The organism is Streptomyces shenzhenensis (assembly GCF_021462265.1).
GTDB lineage: Bacteria > Actinomycetota > Actinomycetes > Streptomycetales > Streptomycetaceae > Streptomyces > Streptomyces shenzhenensis.
Map to the genome: position 1 here is coordinate 119562 of NZ_JAJONF010000028.1, position 6263 is coordinate 125824.

The window sequence follows — 6263 nt, forward strand, 5'->3', positions numbered from 1 at the left end:
CACGCGACGGCCCGCCCTCACACGGTGATGGACATTACGGGCGAACCGCCAGGCCACTCAACGACCAACCCCCACCGAAGAATCGATGCTAACACCCGACTCGGCTTAACTCATGGCCATCGGTCTACATCCCAGTGGTGGGCCGCAGCTGTCAACTCACCCCCGGCCGAAAGCGGCTATTGCCCCATGCAAATCGCCCGGCTGGTAAATTCCAGCCGGGCGCTTGCATAACCTGCGTTCGATCTGGTGCGGTACGTCAGAAGAGGTCGAGTTCAGCAGCCTCGACCGCGCCCAGAACACGGCACGCCCCGGTCTCCGCGTCGACGGATACGCCGGCCATGCCGATGGCCATGTCCCGGAATTCTCCGCTGCGGAGGTAGGCGACTGACTGGCAGCCGAAATAGTATAGGCCGCCTACCTGAGCGCGTTCCTCTGCCACGAGAGCCAATGGGGCGTCGCCCGGCCCGGTCTCTTCGTCCAGGAAGCGCTGAGCCAGCCTGGCGGCTTCTTCGATGTCCAGCATCAATCCGTCCTCATCAGCTGGTAGCTCCTCCACGTCGCGACATGGCTGGCATGCCCTGTCTGGCCGTCCAGGAAGACCACGTCTCCCTTGATATTCACGACGTTGAAGGCATGCGCGAATTTGCCTTTCACTCCTATGACAATACCGCGTGCGCCATCGCCAGCCGTTTTGATCTCATTCACGAGACCCGACAGTGTAGTCCCCTTGAACTGCCGTCCGTAGATGGACTCGATGGGACCGACAGGGCCGGCCTTCAGGCTGCCCGGAGCCGCAGAACGTGATCCGTCGCGGAGCAGGTGGTCCACTGCCACGGCACATGCGCGGCAGTTCAGCCCACCGCCTTGCGGGTTCACCGCTGCCTTGAGTTCCGGGGTGATGGGTGTCTTGTACGGGATGCCTCCATATCCGAGGGTGACCCCTCCACCACCGGGCCCGAACCTCAGATTGCCGACCGCTTCTGCCTCTTCCGGGAACACGGCGGCGCGTCGCCAACCGGAGAGTCCGCCGATCCCCATGACCGCGATCTGCTGTGCGAGTTCGTCCGCCGCGTTCTCGTATTGGTCGGCGAGTGCGTCGCAGCCCTGTTGGCGGAGCATGTCCGCGGCGCGGTAGAGGCGGTAGGCGGGGCGGACGGGGAGGTATTTGTCGAGGAAGGCTCCGGCGCCGCCGTTGGCTCCGGTGAGGGCGTCGTGGGCGTCATTCAGAAAATCGAAGGGTGCCTTCAGACCCTGCAGGAAGCCGTCGCCGAAGATCTTCAGGCCCTCGCCGAGGCTGTCGACCTTGCCGTTGCCGTTGTCGCCAGGGACGGGTGTCCGGCCGCTGGGGTCGGTGTAGAGGGTGGGTGCGTCGTTGGCGTAGGCGTAGGCCGAAGTGTAGGCGTTGTTGTGGTCGGGGGCGGCGGGGTCCGGGCGGTTGAAGCGGCCTGTTGTGGTGGTGTACTGGCGGGCGTGGAGGTCGAGGTTGCCGGTGGTGGTCTCGTAGCGGGCGCCGGTGTAGGCCGGGGTGCTGGCAGGGGCGCCGCTGGTGACGGTGTTGAGGGTGCGGGTGCCGTAGGGGTCGTAGGTCCACCGCTGGTAGAGGGTGCCGGTGCTGCCTGTGACGTCGACCGGGGAGCCCTGGGTGTCGTGGTGGTAGAAGAAGAGGGCGCCGGAGGTGGTCTCGGTGGCGGTGGGCTGGCCGAGTGGGTCGTAGCGGTAGGACTGCTTGATCGCTCCGGCGCTGTCGTACTCGGTGGCCGGCTGCGGGACCGAGGCGTTGAGGTCCCAGTCGAGGCGGCCCTGGACGGTGCCTGATCTGCTGGTGGTGAGCTGGTTGCCGGCACCGTCGTGGGTGTAGGTGTAGTTGGTGCCGGCGACGGTGGCGGCGGCGATCTGTCCGGCGAGGTCGTAGGTGTAGGTGTTGGCGCCGGCCTTGGTCTGGTTGCCCTCGGTGTCGTAGGAGTAGGCGGTGGTCGTGGAGCCGGTCGTGCCGGACATCAGCTCGTCGGCCGCGTCGTAGCCGTAGCTGGTACTGGTCGTGCCGAGCGTCGAGGTGAGACGGTTGCCGACCTCGTCGTAGGTGTAGGTGGTGGCGCGGGCGGCGGGGCAGCCCACGTCGGTGGGTTGCGGGGCGCAGCCGGAGGTCAGGCGGCCGGCCTCGTCGTAGGTCAGGTCCCAGCCGCCGCTGCCGACACCCGCGCGCGTTACGTACTCATGGTTCGGGAGTCCGCCGGGAGTCAGGGAGAAGGAGATGCTGGTGACGGTGGCGCCGGCTTTCGCTGAGGTGACCCCGGTCAGGTGTCCGCCGTAGTCGTAGGCGCGGGTCTCGGTCTCGGTGTTGGGCAGGGTGGTGGTGGTGAGATTGCCTGCCGGGTCGTAGGCGTAGCTGGTGGTCTTGGAGTCGGCCGTCATGGTCTTGGTGCGGCCGTCGTCGTCGTAGGTGTAGCCGACGGTGTTGCCGTCGCCGAGGGTGCGGCTGAGCATGTGGCCGGCGGCGTCGTAGGTGTAGGAGAAGCCGCGGTTCTTGGTGAGCCGGCCGACGAAGTCGTAGCCGAAGTCCTCGGTGAGGGAGCTGTTGACGCGGGAGGTGAGCCGGCCGACGGCGTCGTAGCCGTAGCTGACGTCAGGGGTGGAGTCGGAGTAGTCGGTCTTGCTGAGCAGGTCGCGGGCGTCGTAGGTGAGAGTGGTGGTGCCGCGCGGGGTGGTCGTGCCGTTCTGGTTGCCGTCGGGGTCGTAGGAGTAGGTGGTCGTCCGGTTCAGCGGATCGGTTACCGAGTTCAGCCGGTGATCGTCGTCGTAGCCGTAGGCGGTGACGTGGTTGTTCGCATCGGTGCGCGTCTTGAGGTCGCCGACCTCGTCGTACTCGTACAGCGTGGTGCCCTGGGCGATGGCGTCCAGCCGGTGCAGCCGGTCGAGGTCGTCGTAGTAGTAGGAAGCGGTGGCGCCGTCCGGGTCACGCTGCCATACGAGGTTCCCGTTCGCGTCGTAGGTGGTGTCGGTCTCGCCGGATATGTTCCAGACGGTCTTCGGGTTGCCGTTGGCGTCGTAGTCGTACCAGGTCGTGTAGTTGTCTGCTGTGGCACCGGCGACGTTACCGCGGGGTTCGGTGGTCGAGGCGAGGCGGCCGTCGGCGTCGTAGGTCCAGCTCTGCTTGTTGCCCAGCGGCGAGGTGGTGCTGAGCATGTTGCCGTCGGCGTCGTAGTCGTAGGTGGTGGTCTTGGTCAGCTGGTCGGTGGTGGTGTGGAGCCGGTTGTTCTTGTCGTAGGTCGAGATGACGGTCTTGGTGTACGGGTCGGTGACCTTCGTGACGTTGTCGTCGGCGTCGTACTCGTAGAGGGTCGGCTTCTTCAGCGCGTCGGTGACCTTGACGGGCCGGTTCACGGCGTCGTACTCGGTGGTCACGTACGCGCCGGCCGGGTCGGTGACCTTGGTGCGGTTGCCGGCGTCGTCGTACTCGTAACTCGTCGTGTAGACCGCCGGGTTGGCGCCGGGCAGATTGCCGCGCGCGGAGACGGTGCTGCTCAGCCGGCCCAGCTTGTCGTAGTTCCAGACCGTCTTGTTCTTGAGCGGGTCGGTCTCCGAGGTGACGTTGCCGTACGTGTCGTAGGTCCGGATGATCGATTTGTTGAGCGCGTCCGTGGTCTTGGTGAGGTTGCCGGCGTCGTCGTACTCGTAGCGGGTGACGTTGCCCCGGTTGTCCTTGACGGACGTGAGCTGTTCGGCGCCGTTGTACTCGTAGCCGGTGGTGTGGCCCAGCGGGTCCGTGACGGATTTCAGCAGACCGCGTCCGTCGTAGGCGTAGTGAGTGGTGTACCAGTCCGGGTGACCGCCGGAGACGTTGCCACGCGGGCTGGTCTTGGACAGCATGCGGCCCGCGGTGTCGTAAGTGAAGGTGGTCTTCTCACCCAGCGCAGTGGTCACCGACGTCCGGTTGCCAGCGCTGTCGTAGTCGTACGTCGTCTGCTTCCCACGCGGGGAGGTGACGGTGTGCAGGGCGCCCAGCGCCGTGTACGTGTACGACGTGTTCCCGCCCAGTGGATCGGTGCTGGAGGTCAGCTGGTTGGACGCGTTGTAGCCGTAGGAGGTCGTGTAGGTGCGGCCGTCGGTGTGGCTCTTGACGTTGCCCGCGCTGTCGTAGGTCCAGCTCTCGGAGTACCCGAGCGAGCTGGGGGAGCTCCGGGAGAGCATGTGCCCGGCGCTGTCGTACGTCATCGACGTGGTGTTGCCGCGCTGGTCGGTGATGTCGACCGGGCGCAGTTTCTGGTCGTAGTCGTAGGAGACGGTCTTGCCGTACGGGTCGATGCTCTGCATCAGCACGTTGCCGGAGTACAGGTCGGTCCAGACGCCCCCGTCGGGCGCGGTGGTGTACGACTCGCGGCTGTTGTCGTCGGTGTCGTCCCAGGTGAAGTTGGTGGTCTTGTTGTTCTGGTCGGTCTGGGTCTTGATCCGCCCGTCCGGGTAGTACGTATTGGAGACCGTGCCGCCCGCCGGGTCGGTGTACGAGGACAGCCTCTTGTCCGCGTTGTAGGCGTAGTGGGAGGTCTTGCCCGCCGGATCCGTGACCGAGGTCAGCAGGCCGCCGTCGTAGCCGTAGGAGACCGACGTGGTGTCGGGGAGGTCCACCTCGCTCAGCAGGCCGTCGGCGTTGAAGGTGAAGCCGGTGGTGCGGCCCGCCGCGTCCTTGACCGAGGAAAGCCTGCCGGAGCTGTAGGCCAGGGTCAGGCCCTGGCCGGCCTTGTCGACCACGGATGTCAGCTGACCGGAACCGCTGAACGTGCGTTTGGTCTGGTCCGGGGTGGTGAGTGTGTAGGTGCTACCGCTCTTGGTGAGCTTCGCCGTCGACGCAGCCGGTGTGGTGTACGTGCCGTCACTGGCCTGGGTGAAGACGAAGCTCGCCCCGTCGCCGGCCTGGTAGGTCACCGCGCCGGAGGAGACCGTCAGCTTCGAGTCGAACGGTGTCGCCCAGCCGGGGCCGAGCAGTCCGCTCGTGGCGGAGTCGGAGCGGTAGGTGCGGTCCAGGGACACCTGGGTACCGACGCCGACCATCTTGGCGTCGGTGAGCTGCTCGTAGAACATGCCGGTGGCCGTGTTGACCGGGTCGGCCCGGTGGGCCTGCCCGTAGCAGGAGCAGATGCCCGCCTGCGCGCCGGGAATGCCCGGTGTGTAGAAGGCCGTCACCGGCGGGGAGGTGGTCCCCCTCGGACTGTAGGTGCCATCCGCGCCTGTCATGAAGATATAGGCGTAGTACTTCTTGCCGTCCTGGAGAAGACCGCCGAGTTTGTTGGACATCCACCAGAAGCACTGGTCGGCCGGGTGGGAGTCGGCCGGCCACCAGCCGTAGCACCAGGCGCCGTTGTCCGGGGTGTTGCCCACCGGATTGTCGGTGGCCTTCTTGACCTCGTGCTGGTAGACGTAGTTGCCGTTCTCGTCCAGGAGGTACAACCACAGCCCGGAGTACGAGGAGGCGGTGGTGCCGGCGGCGAACTGCAGATATCCGCCGATCGACAGGTAATCCGGATAGGCGATGGCGGTGGAGGACACCCAGGCCGGGTCGGCGGTGGTCGCGGCGGCCAGGGCCGACGCTCCGCTCCCGGCCGAGGGCTTGGCAGCGGCCCCCTGCTTCGGGAGCTTCTGCGGCCTGCTGTGCGGCTTATGGGTCGGCTTCCCCAGACCCTTGCCGTGAGAATTCCGGAACTTCCCCATCGGCGACAGGTCGTCCCGGGACTGCTTCACCTGCTGGCGCCGCTCGGCCAGCGTCATGGCCTTGGGCGGCTTGGGCAGGTCCGCGGCCGTCCGGACCTTGGCTGAGGCAGCCGCGGACACGGCGGCGGGACGGGACGGGAGAGCCCAGGCCGGAACCACGCCCGCGATGGCTATCAGAGCCAGGGCCAGGACCACTATGAGGGGTCTTCGTGATCGTGTGCGCACAGTGCATCCCTTGTGTGGCGACAGTGAACATGATGCGAAGGTGATCATTGATCCGCACACACATGAAATAACTTACGACTTGCTTATATGGCTGAATCGCATAAATACTTCGAGGCTTCCGTCGCGTAGTGCCTGTTCAGGGAAGCATGCGCAGACGTCACCCTTAAATGTGGCCTAAATCCTTCCATCCGGTTTGGTGAATGAAGCATTGATGCACGATGAACATAAGGATCTAACTCGGTCTCTAAATTAATGCCCCATTCTCCACGCCCTGGCGAGGAAGTCGCTGGGCCTGGTACCCCAGGGGCCGTTGCATGATCACGTGTCGTCCGGAG

At 65.7% G+C, this 6263-nt stretch carries 2 protein-coding genes; both read right to left on the reverse strand.

The genetic code is table 11. The annotated features are described in order from the left end of the window. Nucleotides 1-256 precede the first annotated feature (256 nt). On the reverse strand, nucleotides 257-523 hold the full coding sequence (locus tag LQ326_RS30535; protein ID WP_234542270.1) for a YrhB domain-containing protein: 267 nt from the start codon (nucleotides 521-523) through the stop codon (nucleotides 257-259). Continuing rightward, entirely contained in the window at nucleotides 523-5760 is a 5238-nt protein-coding gene (locus tag LQ326_RS30540) for a DUF6531 domain-containing protein (RefSeq protein ID WP_234542280.1), read from the reverse strand. Before LQ326_RS30540 ends, LQ326_RS30535 begins: the two co-directional genes overlap by 1 nt. Between the last annotated feature and the right edge of the window lie 503 nt (nucleotides 5761-6263).